The organism is Pseudomonas paraveronii (assembly GCF_963681955.1).
Lineage (GTDB): Bacteria > Pseudomonadota > Gammaproteobacteria > Pseudomonadales > Pseudomonadaceae > Aquipseudomonas > Aquipseudomonas paraveronii.
This window is the reverse complement of sequence record NZ_OY817130.1, coordinates 5,722,400-5,740,000: the sequence shown is the minus strand read 5'-3', so window position 1 is coordinate 5,740,000 and position 17,601 is coordinate 5,722,400. Positions and strand designations below refer to the sequence as shown.

Below are 17,601 nucleotides of genomic sequence, written 5' to 3'. Positions count from 1 at the left end.
GCGTAGCGAAAGCGAGTCTTAATAGGGCGTCTAGTCGCTGGGAATAGACCCGAAACCGGGCGATCTATCCATGGGCAGGTTGAAGGTTGGGTAACACTAACTGGAGGACCGAACCGACTACCGTTGAAAAGTTAGCGGATGACCTGTGGATCGGAGTGAAAGGCTAATCAAGCTCGGAGATAGCTGGTTCTCCTCGAAAGCTATTTAGGTAGCGCCTCATGTATCACTGTAGGGGGTAGAGCACTGTTTCGGCTAGGGGGTCATCCCGACTTACCAAACCGATGCAAACTCCGAATACCTACAAGTGCCGAGCATGGGAGACACACGGCGGGTGCTAACGTCCGTCGTGAAAAGGGAAACAACCCAGACCGTCAGCTAAGGTCCCAAAGTTATGGTTAAGTGGGAAACGATGTGGGAAGGCTTAGACAGCTAGGAGGTTGGCTTAGAAGCAGCCACCCTTTAAAGAAAGCGTAATAGCTCACTAGTCGAGTCGGCCTGCGCGGAAGATGTAACGGGGCTCAAACCATACACCGAAGCTACGGGTATCACTTAGGTGATGCGGTAGAGGAGCGTTCTGTAAGCCTGTGAAGGTGAGTTGAGAAGCTTGCTGGAGGTATCAGAAGTGCGAATGCTGACATGAGTAACGATAATGGGTGTGAAAAACACCCACGCCGAAAGACCAAGGTTTCCTGCGCAACGTTAATCGACGCAGGGTTAGTCGGTCCCTAAGGCGAGGCTGAAAAGCGTAGTCGATGGAAAACAGGTTAATATTCCTGTACTTCTGGTTATTGCGATGGAGGGACGGAGAAGGCTAGGCCAGCTTGGCGTTGGTTGTCCAAGTTTAAGGTGGTAGGCTGGAATCTTAGGTAAATCCGGGATTCTAAGGCCGAGAGCTGATGACGAGTTAACTTTTAGTTGACGAAGTGGTTGATGCCATGCTTCCAAGAAAAGCTTCTAAGCTTCAGGTAACCAGGAACCGTACCCCAAACCGACACAGGTGGTTGGGTAGAGAATACCAAGGCGCTTGAGAGAACTCGGGTGAAGGAACTAGGCAAAATGGCACCGTAACTTCGGGAGAAGGTGCGCCGGTGAGGGTGAAGGACTTGCTCCGTAAGCTCATGCCGGTCGAAGATACCAGGCCGCTGCGACTGTTTATTAAAAACACAGCACTCTGCAAACACGAAAGTGGACGTATAGGGTGTGACGCCTGCCCGGTGCCGGAAGGTTAATTGATGGGGTTAGCTAACGCGAAGCTCTTGATCGAAGCCCCGGTAAACGGCGGCCGTAACTATAACGGTCCTAAGGTAGCGAAATTCCTTGTCGGGTAAGTTCCGACCTGCACGAATGGCGTAACGATGGCGGCGCTGTCTCCACCCGAGACTCAGTGAAATTGAAATCGCTGTGAAGATGCAGTGTATCCGCGGCTAGACGGAAAGACCCCGTGAACCTTTACTATAGCTTTGCACTGGACTTTGAATTTGCTTGTGTAGGATAGGTGGGAGGCTTTGAAGCGTGGACGCCAGTTCGCGTGGAGCCAACCTTGAAATACCACCCTGGCAACTTTGAGGTTCTAACTCAGGTCCGTTATCCGGATCGAGGACAGTGTATGGTGGGTAGTTTGACTGGGGCGGTCTCCTCCTAAAGAGTAACGGAGGAGTACGAAGGTGCGCTCAGACCGGTCGGAAATCGGTCGTAGAGTATAAAGGCAAAAGCGCGCTTGACTGCGAGACAGACACGTCGAGCAGGTACGAAAGTAGGTCTTAGTGATCCGGTGGTTCTGTATGGAAGGGCCATCGCTCAACGGATAAAAGGTACTCCGGGGATAACAGGCTGATACCGCCCAAGAGTTCATATCGACGGCGGTGTTTGGCACCTCGATGTCGGCTCATCACATCCTGGGGCTGAAGCCGGTCCCAAGGGTATGGCTGTTCGCCATTTAAAGTGGTACGCGAGCTGGGTTTAGAACGTCGTGAGACAGTTCGGTCCCTATCTGCCGTGGACGTTTGAGATTTGAGAGGGGCTGCTCCTAGTACGAGAGGACCGGAGTGGACGAACCTCTGGTGTTCCGGTTGTCACGCCAGTGGCATTGCCGGGTAGCTATGTTCGGAATAGATAACCGCTGAAAGCATCTAAGCGGGAAACTAGCCTCAAGATGAGATCTCACTGGGACCTTGAGTCCCCTGAAGGGCCGTCGAAGACTACGACGTTGATAGGTTGGGTGTGTAAGCGCTGTGAGGCGTTGAGCTAACCAATACTAATTGCCCGTGAGGCTTGACCATATAACACCCAAGCAATTTGACTACTCGAAAGAGCATCAGATTGCGGTGTGTGAAGACGAAACGAACCGAAAGTTCGACTCTTACAAAACACCGAAAGCTATCACATACCCAATTTGCTGAAGCGAGGCCAGCTGGCCGCGACTCAGTACCCGAATTTCTTGACGACCATAGAGCATTGGAACCACCTGATCCCATCCCGAACTCAGCAGTGAAACGATGCATCGCCGATGGTAGTGTGGGGTTTCCCCATGTGAGAGTAGGTCATCGTCAAGATTAAATTCCAGAACCCCTGTTTGCTTACGCAGACAGGGGTTTTGTTTTGGGCGCTTGGAAAGTGCGAAGAGGCTCATCGCGATAGTCTTCAGTGCTAAGGTCCGGCCTTTCTATGCAATGACCCTGCGCATGGCTATCATGCGTGCCTCATTGTGAGGCGATACTTGCATGCTGACGTTGTTAAAACTTCTGAAAGATGGCCGATTCCACTCCGGGGAGGCACTTGGCGCCGCCCTGGGCGTCAGTCGCAGTGCTGTATGGAAGCAGCTTCAGCATCTTGAGGCTGAGTTAAACTTGCCCATCCACAAAGTGCGTGGCAGGGGGTATCAGTTGGCATCGCCGCTGGTGTTCTTGAATGCTGAAGACATTGCGCTGAAGGCGCCTTCATTGGCATGGCCCGTCCACATCTCTGATTCTATTGACTCCACCAATGCTGAGGCCTTGCGCCTTGTCGATGCGGGGTGCGCGGCGCCATTTCTGGTGCTCGCGGAGCAACAAACCGCAGGAAGAGGTCGGCGGGGGCGCAAGTGGGTCAGTCCGTTCGCCCAGAATGTGTATTACAGCCTCGTGCTGCGCGTCGAGGGCGGCCTGCGGCAACTAGAGGGGCTGAGCCTGGTTGTGGGGCTTGCGGTTATGCAGGCCCTGCGTGAGTCGGGCGTGCAAGGGGCTGCCTTGAAATGGCCGAACGACGTCCTGGTGGGGCAAAAAAAAATTGCCGGAATCCTGTTGGAGTTGGTGGGCGATCCTGCTGATATCTGTCACGTTGTTCTCGGGATCGGCATTAACGTGAATATGCAGAAAGCCACTGCAGTTGATCAGCAGTGGACGTCGGTGCAGCTGGAAACGGGCCTTCCCGTGGATCGTAATCTACTTGTGGCGCAGTTGGGTCTGCAGTTGCAAAACTACCTGCAGCGACATACAGCCTCCGGCTTTGCGGCGCTTCAGGAAGAGTGGGAGCAGAATCATCTATGGCAGGGCAGGGCAGTGTCCCTCATTGCTGGCGTCAATCGTATTGACGGGGTGGTCCTGGGTGTCGACCGCCAGGGGGCGTTGCGTTTGAACGTGGATGGTGTTGAAAAAATATATAGCGGTGGTGAGTTAAGCCTGAGGTTGCGTGATGATTCTTGAGCTCGACTGTGGGAATAGCTTTATCAAATGGCGCGTACTTGAATCGGATCAGGCGAAAGCATCCGCCGAAGGTGTCGTAGGTTCGGATTTCGCATTGATTGAAAGTCTGGCAGCGCTACCTGGGCTGTCGTTGACGCGTTGCCGCTTGGTGAGCGTTCGGGCTTTGGAAGAAACCAATAAGCTGGTCGAGATGCTGCAAGGGGCTTTCGGTGTTGCCGTATCCTGTGCTGGATCCGCGCGCGAGATGGCCGGAGTGCGCAATGGCTACGAGGACTTCGAGCGTCTTGGTCTTGATCGCTGGTTGGCGATGCTGGGAGGCTTCAAGCTGGCGCCGGGCGCATGCCTGGTGCTGGATTTTGGTACCGCGGCCACGGCAGATTTCATCGCGGCGGATGGCGAGCACCTGGGAGGCTTCATTTGCCCCGGCATGCCGTTGATGCGCAACCAGTTGCGAACGCACACCCGCAAGATACGCTACGACGACGCGGCTGCTGAGCGTGCCCTGGAGCGGCTTTCCCCTGGGCGCACCACCGTAGAGGCTGTCGAGCGGGGCTGTACGCTGATGCTCAGAGGGTTCGTGTTGACCCAGCTTGAGTTGGCCCGAAGCTACTGGGGTGATGATTTCACCGTATTCCTCACGGGTGGGGATGCTGATCTGGTCTCGGATGCCGTGCCGCAGGCGCGGTTGGTTCCGGACCTGGTTTTCGTTGGTCTGGCAATGGCGTGTCCTTTGTCCTGAGGTGCTTATGCGTTGGCTGTTTTTACTTTTACTCGTTCTTAATGCCTTCTATTACGTTTGGCATCAGCAAGAGGCTCCGTTGCGCGCCAAGGATGTCACGCCCCTGAGTCTTTATCGTGGCCCTCAGCAGGATATTCGGCTGCTGAGTGAGTCCTCTGATTCGGTGTCTCGGCGCGACCGAGCAAAAGCGCCTGACGCGCAGAATACCTGCTTATACATCGGCGGCTTTGCCGACCAGCGCCAGGCACAGTCTGTCGAGCAGCGTCTTACAAGCCTGGATATAAAGGTCAAGGTTCAACTGTTGAACACGCCTGAGGCATCCGGTTACTGGCTTCGCGTGGCCCCTGAAAGCCGACGCCTGGCTGAGGATCTGCCGTTTGAAAACCTTGCTAAAGAATTCAATGAGTTAAAACATAAAATAATGCTGTGCGAAGGCATTGCAACTCTCGAATAGTTTGCATAGAATGGCGCCCGCTTCGCAGTGAAGACCTTTAAGGTCTACAGCGTGAAGCGAACGTCAACGCAGCTAACCTCATATTTTTAATGAGAAAATGCTTGACAGAAGGCCGGCGTGATGTAGAATGCCGGCTCGCTTAGGAGGGGTTCCCGAGCGGCCAAAGGGATCAGACTGTAAATCTGACGTCTACGACTTCGAAGGTTCGAATCCTTCCCCCTCCACCATTTTTAGCGTGAGCTGCAAGCTCCGCGGGTATAGTTTAGTGGTAGAACCTCAGCCTTCCAAGCTGATGATGCGGGTTCGATTCCCGCTACCCGCTCCAAGTTTGCAGGTTGTGCAGCGTGTTTTGCTCTTGTAGCTCAGTTGGTAGAGCACACCCTTGGTAAGGGTGAGGTCAGCGGTTCAAATCCGCTCAAGAGCTCCATATAACAAGGCAGATATGAAAATATCTGCCTTTGTTTTAACGGCTATCTCGGCTTGATCCTGTTGTAGCTGGCGTTTATGCCAGGTGGTATCAAGTCTCTTGGGGTTGGCTGTTGTAAAGTCTTTTTCAGGCCTGCATAATGGTCGGCCTGATTTTGTTTTAGGTCAGTAGCTCAATTGGCAGAGCGACGGTCTCCAAAACCGTAGGTTGGGGGTTCGATTCCCTCCTGACCTGCCAGATTCACGTGGTGTATCTGGCTTTCTTTTCACAGGATCTTCATAGATGACTCCTAAGGCTGAAGCTCAAAGCTCTCGTTTCGATCTGGTCAAGTGGCTTGCTGTAGTCGCATTGGTGGTCGTAGGCGTTGTTGGCAATCAGTACTATTCTGCTTCGCCGATCCTGTACCGCGTACTCGCTTTGCTCGCCCTCGCTGCTGTAGCTGCCTTTGTAGGCCTGCAGACTGCCAAAGGCAAGTCTTTCGCGGTCCTGGTAAAGGAAGCTCGCACCGAAATTCGTAAAGTCGTTTGGCCGACTCGCCAAGAAACCACGCAGACCACGTTGATTGTTGTGGCTGTTGTTCTGGTTATGGCGTTGCTGTTGTGGGGGCTTGATTCCCTGCTCGGCTGGCTTGTTTCCTTGATTGTTGGCTAAGGGTGTCCCGTGGCTAAGCGTTGGTACGTTGTGCATGCTTACTCGGGTTACGAGAAGCATGTTATGCGCTCTTTGCTAGAGCGCGTAAAGCTGGCAGGCATGGAAGATGGCTTCGGCGAAATTCTGGTTCCCACTGAAGAAGTGGTTGAAATGCGGAATGGTCAGAAGCGCAAGAGTGAACGCAAGTTCTTCCCTGGCTACGTGCTGGTTCAGATGGACATGAATGAAGGTACTTGGCACTTAGTCAAGGATACCCCTCGTGTCATGGGTTTCATTGGCGGTACTGCCGATAAGCCTGCTCCGATCACCGACAAAGAAGCAGAAGCGATTCTGCGTCGTGTTGCTGACGGTAGCGACAAGCCCAAGCCGAAGACGTTGTTCGAGCCGGGTGAGGTTGTTCGTGTTACCGATGGTCCGTTTGCTGATTTCAACGGCACCGTCGAAGAAGTTAACTACGAAAAGAGCCGGATCCAAGTGGCGGTGCTCATTTTCGGACGCTCTACTCCGGTAGAGTTGGAGTTCAGTCAGGTCGAGAAGGTCTAGCTGAGCAAGCATCCCAACCCCGCAGCCTAGGCTGTGGGGTTTTGTCGTCACTGGGATAAACGCGCAAGTAACCGGGGAGCCTTTCGAGGCGTTCGAACCCGTAATTGGAGTGCCTCATGGCCAAGAAGATTACCGCTTACATCAAGCTGCAAGTGAAGGCCGCTCAGGCCAACCCTAGCCCACCCGTCGGTCCAGCTCTGGGTCAGCACGGCGTGAACATCATGGAATTCTGCAAGGCCTTCAACGCCCGTACACAGGGTATTGAGCCAGGTCTGCCGACTCCAGTGATCATCACTGTATACAGCGACCGTAGCTTCACCTTCGAAACCAAGTCGACCCCGGCTTCGGTTCTGTTGAAGAAAGCTGCTGGTCTGACTAGCGGTTCCGCTCGTCCTAACACCGTTAAGGTTGGCACCGTGACTCGTGCTCAGCTGGAAGAAATCGCGAAAACCAAAAACGCGGATCTGACTGCAGCTGATATGGATGCAGCCGTGCGTACCATCGCCGGTTCTGCCCGTAGCATGGGCCTTAACGTGGAGGGTGTGTAATGGCTAAGCTGACCAAGCGCCAAAAGGCTATCGCCGGCAAAATCGAAGCAGGCAAGGCCTACAACTTTGTAGACGCTGCTGCACTGCTGACCGAGCTGTCGACTGTCAAGTTCAGCGAGTCCGTTGACATTGCTGTAAACCTGGGTGTTGACCCACGTAAATCCGACCAGGTCGTTCGTAGCGCTACTGTGCTGCCACACGGTACTGGCAAGACTGTACGTGTTGCTGTCTTCACCCAAGGTCCAGCAGCTGAAGCTGCTCTGGCCGCTGGCGCCGATCGCGTTGGCATGGACGACCTGGCTGCCGAAATGAAAGGCGGCGACCTGAACTATGACGTCGTTATTGCTTCCCCGGATGCAATGCGCGTTGTCGGTCAGTTGGGTCAGATCCTCGGTCCACGTGGTCTGATGCCTAACCCGAAAGTCGGCACCGTAACCCCAGACGTCGCTACCGCGGTTAAAAACGCCAAGGCTGGTCAGGTTCGTTATCGCACTGACAAAAACGGCATCATTCACACTTCCGTTGGCAAAGTCGGCTTCGATGCCGTCAAGCTGAAGGAAAACGTTGAAGCCCTGATCGCTGATCTGAAGCGCATCAAGCCAGCTTCTTCGAAAGGCATCTACGTCAAGCGCGTTACCCTGAGCACCACTATGGGCCCAGGTCTGGTCATCGACCAAGGCTCGCTGGACGTATAAGACACACGTTGGCGTGAGCGATCGCGCCAATTGAAAAAATTGGGGTCCCTGCCTGGCGGGGGCTATCCAAGACCGTAGGCGGCGCAAGTCTTAAACCTCAAGCCTACGCAGATGGTGCTCCCGGTTCCTTACCGAATCAGACACCAAAACGACATCCGGCTTCGGCCAGATGAAACGGTAACAAGCAGGAGTTTAACCCGTGGCAATTAATCTCGAAGACAAGAAGGCCATCGTCGCTGAAGTCAACGAGGCTGCCAAAGCTGCTCTGTCCGCTGTCGTGGCTGATGCCCGTGGTGTGACAGTAGGCGCTATGACCGGACTCCGTAAAGAGGCTCGTGAAGCTGGCGTATACGTACGTGTTGTACGTAACACCCTGCTCAAGCGCGCTGTTGCTGACACTGAATACAGTGTTCTCAACGACGTGTTCACCGGCCCGACTCTGATCGCGTTCTCCACAGATCATCCAGGCGCTGCTGCCCGTTTGTTCAAAGAGTTCGCCAAGAGTCAGGAAAAGTTCGAGATCAAGGCAGCTGCGTTCGAGGGCAAGTTCCTCGCAGCTAACCAAATCGACGTACTGGCAACACTGCCGACCCGTAACGAAGCTATTTCGCAGCTGATGAGCGTGATTCAAGGCGCTACCAGCAAGCTGGCTCGTACTCTGGCTGCAGTTCGCGAGCAAAAAGAAGCTGCCGCAGCCTAAGGCTGAGCATTTTCTCTCGCGTATTTTTGTTTATTTCGATGGCCGCGTAGGCCGTCCCCCAATTCAGGAAATACAGTAATGTCTATCTCCCAAGAAGATATCCTCAACGCCGTAGCTGAAATGTCGGTTCTGCAGGTTGTTGAGCTGATCAAAGCTTTCGAAGAAAAATTCGGCGTTTCCGCTGCCGCTGCTTCCGCTGGCCCAGCCGCTGTTGCTGCTGTTGCTGAAGAGCAAACCGAATTCAACGTCATGCTGCTGGAAGCTGGCGAGAAGAAAGTAAACGTGATCAAGGCAGTTCGTGAACTGACCGGTCTGGGCCTGAAAGAAGCCAAGGCTGTAGTTGACGGCGCTCCTGCCATGGTTCTGGAAGCTGTTGCCAAAGACGCAGCTGACAAAGCCAAGGCCGCTCTGGAAGAAGCAGGCGCTAAAGTCGAGCTGAAGTAAGCATCGACCTTGCGTCTCCAGCCCAAGCGTTAAGCTGAAGGCTGATGGCTGGTGGCTCTTGCCACCGGCCTTTTTCCGTTCTTGGCTGTCGACTCGGTCGCCGCCATTAACGCGCTGTAGCCACCCGATGCGGTGGTGCAAACCAAGGGGTTTGCAAGATTTTCTGGCTGCTCCCGTCGGGAGGGCCAAACAAGCAGGTGACCAAGCTGGGGAACGCTGATGGCTTACTCATATACTGAGAAAAAACGTATCCGCAAGGACTTTAGCAAGTTGCCGGACGTCATGGATGTCCCGTACCTTCTGGCTATCCAGCTGGATTCGTATCGTGAATTCTTGCAGGCGGGAGCGACCAAAGATCAGTTCCGCGACGTGGGCCTGCATGCGGCCTTCAAATCCGTTTTCCCGATCATCAGCTACTCCGGCAATGCTGCGCTGGAGTACGTCGGTTATCGCCTGGGCGAACCGGCATTTGATGTCAAAGAATGCGTGTTGCGCGGTGTCACGTACGCCGTACCTTTGCGGGTAAAAGTCCGTCTGATCATTTTCGACAAAGAATCGTCGAACAAAGCGATCAAGGACATCAAAGAGCAAGAAGTCTACATGGGCGAAATCCCACTGATGACTGAAAACGGTACCTTCGTTATCAACGGTACCGAGCGTGTTATCGTTTCCCAGCTGCACCGTTCCCCGGGCGTGTTCTTCGACCACGACCGCGGCAAGACGCACAGCTCCGGCAAGCTCCTGTACTCCGCGCGGATCATTCCGTACCGCGGTTCGTGGTTGGACTTCGAGTTCGACCCGAAAGACTGCGTGTTCGTGCGTATCGACCGTCGTCGCAAGCTGCCGGCCTCCGTGCTGCTGCGCGCGCTCGGCTATACCACTGAGCAAGTGCTGGACGCTTTCTACACCACCAACGTATTCAGCCTGAAGGATGAAACCCTCAGCCTGGAACTGATTGCTTCGCGTCTGCGTGGTGAAATTGCTGTCCTGGATATCCAGGATGAAAATGGCAAGGTCATCGTTGAAGCCGGCCGCCGTATCACTGCGCGCCACATCAACCAGATCGAAAAGGCCGGTATCAAGTCGCTGGACGTGCCTCTGGACTACGTCCTGGGTCGCACGACCGCCAAGGTCATCGTTCACCCGGCTACAGGCGAAATCCTGGCTGAGTGCAACACCGAGCTGAACACCGAAATCCTGGCAAAAATCGCCAAGGCTCAGGTTGTTCGCATCGAAACCTTGTACACCAACGATATCGACTGCGGTCCGTTCGTCTCCGACACCCTGAAGATCGACTCCACCAGCAACCAATTGGAAGCGCTGGTCGAGATCTATCGCATGATGCGTCCTGGCGAGCCACCTACCAAAGACGCTGCCGAAACCCTGTTCAACAACCTGTTCTTCAGCCCTGAGCGCTATGACCTGTCTGCGGTCGGCCGGATGAAGTTCAACCGTCGTATCGGTCGTACCGAGATCGAAGGTTCGGGCGTGCTGTGCAAGGAAGACATCGTTGCGGTCCTGAAGACTCTGGTCGACATCCGTAACGGCAAAGGCATCGTCGATGACATCGACCACCTGGGTAACCGTCGTGTTCGCTGCGTAGGCGAAATGGCCGAGAACCAGTTCCGCGTTGGCCTGGTACGTGTTGAGCGTGCGGTCAAAGAGCGTCTGTCGATGGCTGAAAGTGAAGGCCTGATGCCGCAAGACTTGATCAACGCCAAGCCAGTGGCTGCAGCGGTGAAAGAGTTCTTCGGTTCCAGCCAGCTCTCGCAGTTCATGGACCAGAACAACCCGCTCTCCGAGATCACCCACAAGCGCCGTGTATCCGCACTGGGCCCGGGCGGTCTGACCCGTGAACGTGCAGGCTTTGAAGTCCGTGACGTACACCCGACGCACTACGGTCGTGTTTGCCCGATCGAAACGCCGGAAGGTCCGAACATCGGTCTGATCAACTCCCTGGCTGCCTATGCGCGCACCAACCAGTACGGCTTCCTTGAGAGCCCGTACCGCGTGGTGAAAGACGCTCTGGTCACCGACGAGATCGTGTTCCTGTCCGCCATCGAAGAAGCTGATCACGTGATCGCCCAGGCTTCGGCCACGATGAACGACAAGAAAATGCTGATCGACGAGCTGGTAGCTGTTCGTCACTTGAACGAATTCACCGTCAAGGCGCCGGAAGACGTCACCTTGATGGACGTTTCGCCGAAGCAGGTAGTTTCGGTTGCAGCGTCGCTGATCCCGTTCCTGGAACACGATGACGCCAACCGTGCGTTGATGGGTTCCAACATGCAGCGTCAAGCTGTACCGACCCTGCGCGCTGATAAGCCGCTGGTAGGTACCGGCATGGAGCGTAACGTTGCGCGTGACTCCGGCGTTTGCGTCGTGGCCCGTCGTGGCGGTGTGATCGACTCCGTTGATGCCAGCCGTATCGTGGTTCGTGTTGCCGATGACGAAGTTGAAACTGGCGAAGCCGGTGTCGACATCTACAACCTGACCAAATACACCCGCTCGAACCAGAACACCTGCATTAACCAGCGTCCGCTGGTGCGTAAGGGTGATCGCGTTCAGCGTAGCGACATTATGGCCGACGGCCCCTCCACCGATATGGGTGAGCTGGCTCTGGGCCAGAACATGCGCATCGCGTTCATGGCCTGGAACGGTTACAACTTCGAAGACTCCATCTGCTTGTCCGAGCGTGTTGTTCAAGAAGACCGTTTCACCACGATCCACATCCAGGAACTGACCTGTGTGGCGCGTGACACCAAGCTTGGGCCTGAGGAAATCACTGCAGACATCCCGAACGTGGGTGAAGCTGCACTGAACAAGCTGGACGAAGCCGGTATCGTTTACGTAGGTGCTGAAGTTGGCGCAGGCGACATCCTGGTCGGTAAGGTCACTCCGAAAGGCGAGACCCAACTGACTCCGGAAGAGAAGCTGCTGCGTGCCATCTTCGGTGAAAAAGCCAGCGACGTGAAAGACACTTCCCTGCGTGTACCGACCGGTACCAAGGGCACTGTCATCGACGTACAGGTCTTCACCCGCGACGGCGTTGAGCGTGATGCTCGTGCTCTGTCCATCGAGAAGATCCAACTCGACGAGATCCGCAAGGACCTGAACGAAGAGTTCCGTATCGTTGAAGGCGCGACCTTCGAACGTCTGCGTTCCGCTCTGGTAGGCCGCAAGGCTGAAGGCGGCGCCGGCCTGAAGAAAGGTCAGGACATCACCGACGAAGTACTCGACGGTCTTGAGCACGGCCAGTGGTTCAAACTGCGCATGGCTGAAGATGCTCTGAACGAGCAGCTCGAGAAGGCCCAGGCCTACATCGTTGATCGTCGCCGTCTGCTGGACGACAAGTTCGAAGACAAGAAGCGCAAACTGCAGCAGGGCGATGACCTGGCTCCAGGCGTGCTGAAAATCGTCAAGGTTTACCTGGCAATCCGTCGCCGCATCCAACCGGGCGACAAGATGGCCGGTCGTCACGGTAACAAGGGTGTGGTCTCCGTGATCATGCCGGTTGAAGACATGCCGCACGATGCCAATGGCACCCCGGTCGACGTCGTCCTCAACCCGTTGGGCGTACCTTCGCGTATGAACGTTGGTCAGATCCTTGAAACCCACCTGGGCCTCGCGGCCAAAGGTCTGGGCGAGAAGATCAACCGTATGATCGAAGAGCAGCGCAAGGTTGCTGACCTGCGCAAGTTCCTGCACGAGATCTACAACGAGATCGGCGGCCGCAAAGAAGAGCTGGATACCTTCACCGACCAGGAAATCCTGGACCTGGCGAAGAACCTGCGCGGCGGTGTTCCAATGGCTACCCCGGTGTTCGACGGTGCCAAGGAAAGCGAAATCAAGGCCATGCTGAAATTGGCAGACCTGCCGGAAAGCGGCCAGATGCAGCTGTTCGACGGCCGTACCGGCAACAAGTTCGAGCGCCCGGTTACTGTTGGCTACATGTACATGCTGAAGCTGAACCACTTGGTAGACGACAAGATGCACGCTCGTTCTACCGGTTCGTACAGCCTGGTTACCCAGCAGCCGCTGGGTGGTAAGGCTCAGTTCGGTGGTCAGCGTTTCGGGGAGATGGAGGTCTGGGCACTGGAAGCATACGGTGCTGCTTACACTCTGCAAGAAATGCTCACAGTGAAGTCAGACGATGTGAACGGTCGGACCAAGATGTACAAAAACATCGTGGACGGCGATCACCGTATGGAGCCGGGCATGCCCGAGTCCTTCAACGTGTTGATCAAAGAAATTCGTTCCCTCGGCATCGATATCGATCTGGAAACCGAATAACACGTGACGCGAATCGAGAGCGGGGCTGTTTAGCCCGCTCTCTGCTCCGCCAGGAGGAAAGGCCTTGAAAGACCTACTGAATTTGCTGAAAAACCAGGGTCAAGTCGAAGAGTTCGACGCCATCCGTATTGGACTGGCATCGCCTGAGATGATCCGTTCGTGGTCGTTCGGTGAAGTTAAAAAGCCGGAAACCATCAACTACCGTACGTTCAAACCTGAGCGTGACGGCCTGTTCTGCGCCAAGATCTTTGGCCCGGTAAAGGATTACGAGTGCCTGTGCGGTAAGTACAAGCGCTTGAAGCACCGTGGTGTGATCTGCGAGAAGTGCGGCGTTGAAGTCGCACTGGCCAAGGTTCGTCGTGAGCGCATGGCGCACATCGAACTGGCTTCGCCGGTTGCCCACATCTGGTTCCTGAAATCGCTGCCGTCCCGTATCGGCTTGCTGATGGACATGACCCTGCGTGATATCGAACGCGTTCTCTACTTCGAGAGCTATGTCGTTATCGATCCAGGCATGACCACCCTTGAAAAAGGTCAGCTGCTGAACGACGAGCAGTACTTCGAAGCGCTGGAAGAGTTTGGCGACGATTTCGATGCCCGCATGGGTGCCGAAGCTGTCCGCGAACTGCTGCACGCTATCGACCTGGAGCACGAGATTGGCCGTCTGCGTGAAGAAATTCCGCAAACCAACTCCGAAACCAAGATCAAGAAGCTGTCCAAGCGTCTGAAGTTGATGGAGGCCTTCCAGGGTTCCGGCAACTTGCCAGAGTGGATGGTGCTGACCGTTCTGCCGGTTCTGCCGCCAGACCTGCGTCCGCTGGTACCGTTGGACGGTGGTCGTTTCGCGACGTCCGACCTCAACGACCTGTACCGCCGCGTGATCAACCGTAACAACCGCTTGAAGCGCCTGCTCGATCTGTCCGCGCCGGACATCATCGTGCGCAACGAAAAGCGTATGTTGCAAGAAGCCGTCGATGCCCTGCTCGACAACGGCCGTCGTGGCCGCGCTATCACCGGTTCGAACAAGCGTCCTCTGAAATCCTTGGCTGACATGATCAAGGGTAAGCAAGGTCGTTTCCGTCAGAACTTGCTCGGTAAGCGTGTTGACTACTCCGGTCGTTCGGTAATTACCGTAGGCCCGACCCTGCGTCTGCACCAGTGCGGTCTGCCTAAGAAGATGGCTCTCGAGCTGTTCAAGCCGTTTATCTTCGGCAAGCTGGAAATGCGCGGTCTCGCGACCACCATCAAAGCGGCCAAGAAAATGGTCGAGCGCGAACTGCCAGAGGTTTGGGACGTTCTCGCTGAAGTGATCCGCGAACACCCGGTTCTCCTCAACCGTGCACCGACCCTTCACCGTCTGGGTATCCAGGCGTTTGAACCGGTACTGATCGAAGGTAAGGCTATCCAGCTGCACCCTCTGGTCTGTGCTGCGTACAACGCCGACTTCGACGGCGACCAAATGGCCGTGCACGTACCGCTGACACTGGAAGCCCAGTTGGAAGCGCGTGCGTTGATGATGTCGACCAACAACATCCTGTCGCCAGCCAACGGTGAGCCAATCATCGTTCCGTCGCAGGACGTTGTATTGGGTCTGTACTACATGACCCGTGAAGCGATCAACGCCAAGGGCGAAGGTCGTGTATTCGCTGACCTGCAGGAAGTTGACCGTGTGTTCCGTGCCGGCGAAGCCGCACTGCACGCCAAGGTCAAAGTGCGGATTCACGAAACCGTGAACGACCGTGACGGCGGCAGCGTGAGCAATGTCCGTATCGTCGACACCACTGTCGGCCGTGCGCTGTTGTATCAGGTTGTGCCAAAAGGTCTGTCTTACGACGTCGTCAACCTGCCGATGAAGAAAAAGGCGATCTCCAAGCTGATCAACCAGTGCTACCGCGTGGTTGGTCTGAAAGAGACCGTGATTTTCGCTGACCAGTTGATGTACACCGGTTTTGCTTATTCGACCATTTCCGGCGTTTCCATCGGTGTTAACGACTTCGTTATCCCGGATGAAAAAGCCCGCATCATCAGTGCTGCCACTGATGAAGTGAAAGAGATCGAAAGCCAGTACGCTTCCGGCCTGGTAACCCAGGGCGAGAAGTACAACAAAGTGATCGACCTTTGGTCCAAGGCCAACGACGAAGTGTCGAAGGCAATGATGGCTAACCTCTCGAAAGAGAAGGTTATCGACCGTCATGGCGTGGAAGTCGATCAAGAGTCGTTCAACTCGATGTACATGATGGCTGACTCGGGCGCACGGGGTTCTGCTGCGCAGATCCGTCAGCTCGCCGGTATGCGTGGCCTGATGGCCAAGCCGGACGGTTCCATCATCGAAACGCCGATTACTGCGAACTTCCGTGAAGGTTTGAGCGTACTTCAGTACTTCATCTCCACTCACGGTGCTCGTAAAGGTCTGGCGGATACCGCGTTGAAAACCGCTAACTCCGGTTACCTGACTCGTCGTCTGGTAGACGTGGCACAAGATCTGGTTGTAACCGAGATCGATTGCGGCACCGAACACGGCTTGCTGATGACACCGCACATTGAAGGCGGTGACGTTGTAGAGCCGCTGGGTGAGCGCGTATTGGGTCGTGTTATTGCCCGTGACGTATTCAAGCCAGGTACCGAGGAAATTATCGTTCCTGCCGGCACCCTGGTTGACGAGAAGTGGGTCGAGTTCATCGAACTCAACAGCATCGACGAAGTGATCGTTCGCTCGCCGATCAGCTGTGAAACCCGCTTCGGCATTTGCGCCAAGTGCTATGGCCGTGACTTGGCTCGTGGTCACCAGGTGAACATCGGTGAAGCGGTCGGCGTTATCGCTGCCCAGTCCATCGGTGAGCCGGGTACCCAGCTGACCATGCGTACATTCCACATCGGTGGTGCGGCAAGCCGGACCTCCGCAGCCGACAGCGTTCAGGTGAAGAATGGCGGTACCGTCCGTCTGCACAACCTGAAGCACGTTGAGCGAGTGGATGGTTGCCTGGTTGCTGTGTCCCGTTCCGGTGAGCTGGCAATCGCTGACGACTACGGTCGTGAGCGTGAGCGCTACAAGCTGCCGTATGGTGCTGTGATTTCGGTTAAAGAAGGTGACAAGGTCGACGCTGGCGCAATCGTGGCCAAGTGGGATCCGCACACTCACCCAATCGTTACCGAAATGAAAGGTACCGTGACCTACGTGGGCATGGAAGAAGGCATCACGATCAAGCGTCAGACTGACGAATTGACCGGTATGACCAACATTGAAGTCCTCGACGCAAAAGATCGTCCAGCTGCCGGTAAAGACATCCGTCCTGCCGTGAAGATGGTCGATGACAACGGCAAGGATCTGTTGCTGCCAGGCACTGACGTAATCGCTCAGTACTTCCTGCCAGCCAACGCCCTGGTCGGTGTAGCGGATGGTGCGAAGATTGCGATCGGTGACGTTATCGCGCGTATCCCGCAAGAGACTTCGAAGACCCGTGACATCACCGGTGGTCTGCCGCGTGTTGCCGACTTGTTCGAAGCTCGTCGTCCGAAAGAAGCGTCGATTCTGGCTGAAGTCAGCGGCACCATCGCGTTCGGTAAAGAGACCAAGGGCAAGCGTCGCCTGGTCATTACCCCGAACGACGGTAGCGATCCGTATGAAGAGCTGATTCCGAAGTGGCGTCACCTGAACGTGTTCGAAGGCGAACAGGTAAACCGCGGCGAAGTTATCTCCGACGGTCCGAGCGATCCACACGACATCCTGCGTCTGCTGGGTGTGAGTGCGCTGGCCAAGTACATCGTTAACGAGATCCAGGACGTTTACCGTCTGCAAGGCGTGAAGATCAACGATAAGCACATCGAGACCATTCTGCGTCAGATGCTGCGTAAAGTTGAAATCGCTGAATCCGGCGATTCCAGTTTCATCAAGGGCGACCAGATGGAACTGACTCACGTACTGGTAGAAAACGAACGTCTGGCAGCCGACGAGAAATTTGTTTCCAAATTTACTCGTGTGCTGCTGGGTATCACCAAGGCGTCGTTGTCCACTGAATCGTTCATCTCGGCGGCCTCCTTCCAGGAGACCACTCGCGTACTGACCGAAGCAGCGGTAACCGGCAAGCGCGATTACCTGCGCGGCCTGAAAGAAAACGTGGTTGTGGGTCGTCTGATCCCAGCCGGTACCGGTTTGGCTTACCACAGCGAGCGCAAGCGCCGCCGTGATGCTGACAAGCCGTTGCGCGTAAGCGCCAGTGAAGTGGAAGCTGCACTGACCGAAGCGCTGAACTCAAGCGGTAACTGAGTTCTGCGATAAATAAGTCTGGGCCCTGGCAGCCCCCATTCGTCGGATCGAGGCAGTTTTGCCCCGGTTCGTTGAGAGGGGAGGTCGGGGCCTTGCCTTGACTGGGGGCAAGATCCTCTTTAGACTCTTGTACCCCTAAATTTGGCGGGAATTCGTTCCTGCC

At 55.4% G+C, this 17,601-nt stretch carries 11 protein-coding genes, 4 tRNA genes and 2 rRNA genes (1 of these 17 running past the window's edge); all 17 read left to right on the top strand.

What is annotated here, in order from left to right; all coding sequences use genetic code 11:
* Positions 1-2,279: ribosomal RNA gene (locus tag U5A08_RS26655) — 23S ribosomal RNA — on the top strand (it extends 612 nt beyond the left edge of the window).
* 157 nt (positions 2,280-2,436) lie between these two features.
* Positions 2,437-2,552, top strand: a 5S ribosomal RNA gene (gene rrf, locus U5A08_RS26650).
* Positions 2,553-2,720: 168 nt separating this feature from the next.
* Positions 2,721-3,680 (top strand): bifunctional biotin--[acetyl-CoA-carboxylase] ligase/biotin operon repressor BirA, encoded by a 960-nt coding sequence (birA, locus tag U5A08_RS26645; protein ID WP_253399586.1) that lies wholly within the window; start codon positions 2,721-2,723, stop codon positions 3,678-3,680.
* Positions 3,670-4,419, top strand: coding sequence for a pantothenate kinase (locus U5A08_RS26640; protein ID WP_321849175.1), 750 nt, complete (start codon positions 3,670-3,672; stop codon positions 4,417-4,419). The genes birA and U5A08_RS26640 overlap by 11 nt, the downstream gene beginning before the upstream one ends.
* Before the next feature lie 7 nt (positions 4,420-4,426).
* Positions 4,427-4,873 carry a hypothetical protein gene (locus U5A08_RS26635; protein ID WP_253399584.1) on the top strand — a complete coding sequence of 149 codons (447 nt, stop codon included), beginning with the start codon at positions 4,427-4,429 and terminating at the stop codon, positions 4,871-4,873.
* Positions 4,874-5,015: 142 nt separating this feature from the next.
* A tRNA-Tyr gene (locus U5A08_RS26630) sits at positions 5,016-5,100 on the top strand.
* Positions 5,101-5,124: 24 nt separating this feature from the next.
* A tRNA-Gly gene (locus U5A08_RS26625) sits at positions 5,125-5,198 on the top strand.
* A gap of 26 nt (positions 5,199-5,224) precedes the next feature.
* A tRNA-Thr gene (locus tag U5A08_RS26620) sits at positions 5,225-5,300 on the top strand.
* Positions 5,301-5,461: 161 nt separating this feature from the next.
* Positions 5,462-5,537 (top strand) — tRNA-Trp (locus U5A08_RS26615).
* 45 nt (positions 5,538-5,582) lie between these two features.
* Positions 5,583-5,951 (top strand): preprotein translocase subunit SecE, encoded by a 369-nt coding sequence (gene secE, locus U5A08_RS26610; protein ID WP_003194658.1) that lies wholly within the window; start codon positions 5,583-5,585, stop codon positions 5,949-5,951.
* Between the two features lie 9 nt (positions 5,952-5,960).
* Positions 5,961-6,494 (top strand): transcription termination/antitermination protein NusG, encoded by a 534-nt coding sequence (gene nusG / locus U5A08_RS26605; RefSeq protein WP_003176436.1) that lies wholly within the window; start codon positions 5,961-5,963, stop codon positions 6,492-6,494.
* A gap of 116 nt (positions 6,495-6,610) precedes the next feature.
* A complete protein-coding gene (rplK, locus tag U5A08_RS26600; RefSeq protein WP_003210097.1) occupies positions 6,611-7,042 on the top strand; it encodes a 50S ribosomal protein L11 in 432 nt (143 codons plus the stop codon).
* Positions 7,042-7,737, top strand: a complete 696-nt coding sequence (gene rplA / locus U5A08_RS26595; RefSeq protein ID WP_150642949.1) for a 50S ribosomal protein L1 — start codon at positions 7,042-7,044, stop codon at positions 7,735-7,737. Before rplK ends, rplA begins: the two co-directional genes overlap by 1 nt.
* A gap of 199 nt (positions 7,738-7,936) precedes the next feature.
* Positions 7,937-8,437: a 50S ribosomal protein L10 gene (gene rplJ, locus U5A08_RS26590; RefSeq protein ID WP_253399583.1), complete on the top strand. Its 501-nt coding sequence runs from the start codon at positions 7,937-7,939 to the stop codon at positions 8,435-8,437.
* A 78-nt stretch (positions 8,438-8,515) separates the two neighbouring features.
* Positions 8,516-8,881 (top strand): 50S ribosomal protein L7/L12, encoded by a 366-nt coding sequence (gene rplL, locus U5A08_RS26585; protein WP_046486495.1) that lies wholly within the window; start codon positions 8,516-8,518, stop codon positions 8,879-8,881.
* Positions 8,882-9,100: 219 nt separating this feature from the next.
* Entirely contained in the window at positions 9,101-13,174 is a 4,074-nt protein-coding gene (rpoB, locus tag U5A08_RS26580) for a DNA-directed RNA polymerase subunit beta (RefSeq protein WP_253399582.1), read from the top strand.
* Between the two features lie 64 nt (positions 13,175-13,238).
* Positions 13,239-17,438, top strand: coding sequence for a DNA-directed RNA polymerase subunit beta' (gene rpoC / locus U5A08_RS26575; RefSeq protein WP_017848799.1), 4,200 nt, complete (start codon positions 13,239-13,241; stop codon positions 17,436-17,438).
* The last annotated feature ends 163 nt before the right edge of the window (positions 17,439-17,601 follow it).

Coding starts and splice junctions, on each gene's coding strand:
- rplL (WP_046486495.1), top strand. CDS start 8,516: ATGTCTATCTCCCAAGAAGATATCCTCAACGCCGTAGCTGAAATGTCG.
- secE (WP_003194658.1), top strand. CDS start 5,583: ATGACTCCTAAGGCTGAAGCTCAAAGCTCTCGTTTCGATCTGGTCAAG.
- rplK (WP_003210097.1), top strand. CDS start 6,611: ATGGCCAAGAAGATTACCGCTTACATCAAGCTGCAAGTGAAGGCCGCT.
- rpoB (WP_253399582.1), top strand. CDS start 9,101: ATGGCTTACTCATATACTGAGAAAAAACGTATCCGCAAGGACTTTAGC.
- U5A08_RS26640 (WP_321849175.1), top strand. CDS start 3,670: ATGATTCTTGAGCTCGACTGTGGGAATAGCTTTATCAAATGGCGCGTA.
- rplA (WP_150642949.1), top strand. CDS start 7,042: ATGGCTAAGCTGACCAAGCGCCAAAAGGCTATCGCCGGCAAAATCGAA.
- birA (WP_253399586.1), top strand. CDS start 2,721: ATGCTGACGTTGTTAAAACTTCTGAAAGATGGCCGATTCCACTCCGGG.
- U5A08_RS26635 (WP_253399584.1), top strand. CDS start 4,427: ATGCGTTGGCTGTTTTTACTTTTACTCGTTCTTAATGCCTTCTATTAC.